The organism is Streptomyces sp. NPDC057939 (genome assembly GCF_042887545.1).
Classification (GTDB): Bacteria; Actinomycetota; Actinomycetes; order Streptomycetales; family Streptomycetaceae; genus Streptomyces.
On record NZ_JBHVPG010000116.1, the window covers coordinates 1 to 4,285 of the forward strand.

At 73.8% G+C, this 4,285-nt stretch carries 2 protein-coding genes; both read right to left on the minus strand.

The window, feature by feature from the left end; genetic code table 11:
• Positions 1-596 (minus strand): condensation domain-containing protein (locus tag ACFVS6_RS42830; protein WP_389711954.1); only part of this gene is annotated, 596 nt, incomplete at its 3' end.
• On the minus strand, positions 593-4,285 hold a 3,693-nt coding region (locus ACFVS6_RS42835; RefSeq protein ID WP_389711955.1), incomplete at its 5' end, for an amino acid adenylation domain-containing protein. The genes ACFVS6_RS42830 and ACFVS6_RS42835, both read right to left, overlap by 4 nt.

Below are 4,285 nucleotides of genomic sequence, written 5' to 3' on the forward strand. Positions count from 1 at the left end.
TCCCGGTCGCGGCCGTCCAGCCACGTCAGGTAGTCCCGGTAGGGACGGACCCGCGGCAGGGCAGCCGCGCCACCATCGGCCCCCGCGTACAACGCCATGAGCTCGCGGAGCAGGACCGGCATGGACCAGCCGTCGAGCACGATGTGGTGGTTGGTCATGACCAGCCGGACCCGGTTCTCGTCCAGTCGGACGGCCGTGAACCGCAGCAGCGGGGGCCGGCCCAGGTCGAAGCGTTCGGCGCGGTCCGCGGCGGCGAGCCGGGCGGCCTCCGCCCGCTGTTCGTCCTGTGCCAGACCGGACAGGTCGGCCTCGGCGAACGGGAGCGTCACCTCCCGCAGGACCAGCTGCGCCCAGCTGCCGTTCTTGCGCTGCCGGAAGCCGGCGCGGAGGTTGGCGTGCCGCTGGAGCAGGGCCTGGCCCGCCGCCCGCATGCGGGCCGCGTCGAACGGACCCTCCAGGTCGAAGGAGACCTGGCTGACGTAGACGTCCGGCCCGTCCGTGTGGAACAGGCTCAGGAACAGGAAGCCCTCTTGCAGCGGGGAGAGCGAAAGGATGTCCTCGATCTTGCTGCGCGAACGAGACGGTTGCTGGCTCACTGCTCTATCTCCCACTCGGACTCAAGGTCGGCTTCGAATTCCTCGATCTCGGACTGACTGAGAGAGGCGAGGGTCACGTCGGACGGGGTGAGGCCTCCCGCATCGGGGCGGCCTGCGTGCGATACCAGTGCTTCGATGGCGCGGAACCAGAGTTCGGCCAGGTCCCCGGCCTCCTCGTCGCTGATCAGGCTCCGTGCCCAGGTCCAGTCGGCGCGCAGTTCCGGGCCCTGCTCGCCGTCGTGCGCCACCGCGCTGATCTCGACGGCGTGGGCCATGGGCGCCGCCGGGCGGTGACCGGCGACACCACCGCCGATGACGCTCCACGGGCCGGCCGCGCCCGGGGCGGGGGCCGTTCTGCGCCCGAGGTAGTTGAAGCCGAAGCCGGGTTCCGGGAGCGCGGCGAGGCGTGGTCCGGTGCCGGCGTTGAGGTGGCGCAGCAGACCGAAGCCGAGGCCGTCGCCCGGGACGGCGCGCAGCTGCTCCTTGACCTGCTTGAGGGCGTCGCCGAGGGCCGTCCCGTCCCGCTGGACCAGGCTCCAGTCGGCGACTGCCGGCGCCAGGCGGACGGGGTACAGGGCCGTGAACCAGCCCGCGGTGCGGCTGAGGTCGGCTCCGGGGACGGCGTCCTCGTGCCGGCCGTGGCTCTCCAGGTCGACCACCACCGGGGCGTCGGGGTCGCCGCCCCGGCCGCGCCGCCAGTCGGCGACCGCGAGGGCGAACGCGGTCAGCAGGACGTCGTTGACGCCGGCGTTGACCGTGCCGGGCACCCACGTCAGCAGGGCCTCCGTCGTCGCGGTGGGCAGGGTGAGGCTGACGCGGCCCGCCAGCGCGTGGACGTCCCGCGTACGGTCCACCCGTAGCGGATCGTCCCCGGCGGCGGTGCCCTCCCAGTGGCCGAGCTCGGCCTCGATCCGGGGGTCGGTGGCGAGCTCCGCGAGCGCGGTGGCCCACTGCCGCCACGAGGTGCCCACGGGCGCGAGGTCGCCGCCCGCGTAGGCGCTCTCCAGGTCGGGGACCACGATCCGCCAGGTCACCGAGTCGACGACGAGGTGGTGGGCGACCACGATCAGCAGGCCCTCGGTGGAGGCGCCGAGGTCGAGCCACACGGCCTGGACCATGCGGCCCCCGGCGGGTGCCAGACGCTCCCGGGCGGCGGTCGCCAGGGCCGTGACCAGTTCCTCCACGTCCTCGGCGGGCACCGTCCCGGGTGCTTCGACGCGCAGCAGGACCTCCGCGGCCGGTACGGCGCCGGGCTCCAGGACCTCCATCGTGCCGTCGGCACCGGCCCGCAGCCGGAACGCGTCGTGGTGGTCGAGGACCCGCTGGAACGCGGAGGCCAACCGGTCCGGGTCCAACCCCGCGGGCACCGACACCACCACGGACTGGTTGAAGTCGTCGCCCCCCAGACCCAGTTCGTGGATCCGGGCCATCACCGGGGTGGGCGGCACGGGCCCGTACGGGGCGACCTCCGCGAGCCGCTCCGGAACACCGCTGTCGCGTCCCGCCAGCGCCTCGGCCAGCGCGGCGACCGTCTGGTGCTCGAAGACGTCACGGACCGCCAGGACGAAGCCGGCCGTACGTGCCCGGCCGACGAGCTGGATGGAGAGGATGCTGTCGCCGCCGAGGTCGAAGAACCCGTCGTCGACGCCCACCGCCTCCGCGGTCACGCCCAGGACCTCACCGAACAGCGTCCGCAGGCTCCGCTCGACCGGCGTGAGATCCGACCGCCCGGCGGACCCGGTGGTCCGGTCGGGGGCGGGGAGCGCCTTGCGGTCGAGCTTGCCGTTCGCGGTCAGTGGGAGCGCCTCCAGGGTGACGAACGCCGACGGCACCATGTAGTCCGGCAGGGTCGCCCGTACGAAGGAGCGCAGCGCCTGCGCGTCCACCGCGTGCGGACCGCCGTCACCCACCACGTAGGCCACCAGCCTGCGGTCCCCGGGCCGGTCCTCGCGGACGATCACGGCCGCCTGGGCCAGTTCGGGGCGCCCGGCGAGCGCGGTCTCGATCTCGCCGAGCTCCACGCGGAAGCCACGGATCTTGACCTGGTCGTCGGCCCGGGCCAGGTACTCCAGGTCGCCCGCGCTGTTGAGACGTACGAGGTCACCCGTGCGGTACATGCGCTCCCCGGCCCCGCCGTACGGGTCGGCGACGAACCGCTCGGCGGTCAGCGTGCCGCGGTGCAGGTAGCCGCGCGCCAGGCCGCCCGAGATGAACAGCTCGCCCGGCACTCCCGCCGGCACCGGCTGGAGCCAGCGGTCCAGCACGTAGGCCCGGGTGTTGCCCATCGGTCGTCCGATGGGCAGGCTCGGCTGCGCCGTGTACGGGGCCCGCACCTCGTGCTGGGTGACGCACAGGGTCGTCTCCGTCGGCCCGTACAGGTGGCGCAGCACCGTGTCCGGCGCGTGCTCCAGCACCCGGGCGACCGCGACGGGCGACACCACGTCACCGCCGGTGAGGACCTCCCGCACCCCGACGAACGACTCCGGGGCCTCCTCGGCGATCACCCGGAACAGGCCTGCGGTGAGGTGGATCGCCGTGATGCGGTGGGTGGTGATCAGCTCGCGGACCGAAACGGCGTCCAACTGCTCCGGCGGTGCCACGACGACCGTTCCGCCGGACACCAGCGGCACCCACAGTTCGTACGAGGACACGTCGAACGCGTGCGGTGCGTGCAGCAGCACCCGGGCGTGCGTCCCCGGCCGCCAGGCGTGGTCGCGCACCAGGTCGACGACACCGCGCTGGGTGACGGCCACGCCCTTGGGGACGCCCGTCGAACCGGACGTGTACATCACGTACGCCAGGTCCAGCGGCCGCAGCCGCACGTCCAGGTTCCGGTCCGGGTGCCGCTCCGCCGGCGCGCCGTCCTCGTCCACCACCAGCACCCGGGCGCCGAGCTCGGCGGCGCGCGCCTCCTCGACCCGGTCGGTGAGGATCAACGGGGCGCCCGTGTCGTCGACGACGAAACGCATCCGGTCGAGCGGATGGGTGTCGTGGAGCGGGGCGTAGGCACCGCCGGCCTTCGAGATGGCGAGGGTCGCCACGACGTGGGCCGCCGACCGCTCCATCAGCATGACGACCGGCGTCCCCGGCCGGACCCCCTCCTGGCGCAGCAGGTGGGCGAGCCGGTTGGCGCGCGCGTTGAGCTCCGCGTACGACAGCGACCGGGTACCGGACACCAGGGCCGGCGCGTCGGGCGTCAGGGAGGCCTGCGCCTCGAACATCTGCGGCAGGGTCGCGTCGAGGTCCTCCAGCACCGGCCCCGCCCAGGCGTCGAGCAGCTCACCGCGCTCGGCCGGGCTGAGGATCCCGACCGCGGAGACCCGTACGTCCGGGTCCGCGGTGACCTCCTCCAGCACCCTGACGAACCTGTCCACCAGGGACTGCGCCGTCGACCGGTCGAACAGGTCGGTCCGGTAGTCCAGCGCACCCGTCAGAGCGGCGGCCGGCCCGTCGCCGGCACGGGTCTCGGCGAGCACGAACGCGAGGTCCACCTTCGCGACGCCGAGCCGGCTCCGCTCGGGCGTCACCCGCAGCCCGGGCAGGACGAGCGTGTCGTCGGCGGCGCCCCCCGCGGTGCTCAGGTTGAGCATCGTCTGGAAGAGGGGGTGGTGGGAGAGGGTGCGGGTGGGGTTGAGGGCTTCTACGAGGCGTTCGAAGGGGAGGTCCTGGTGGGCGTAGGCGGTGAGGTC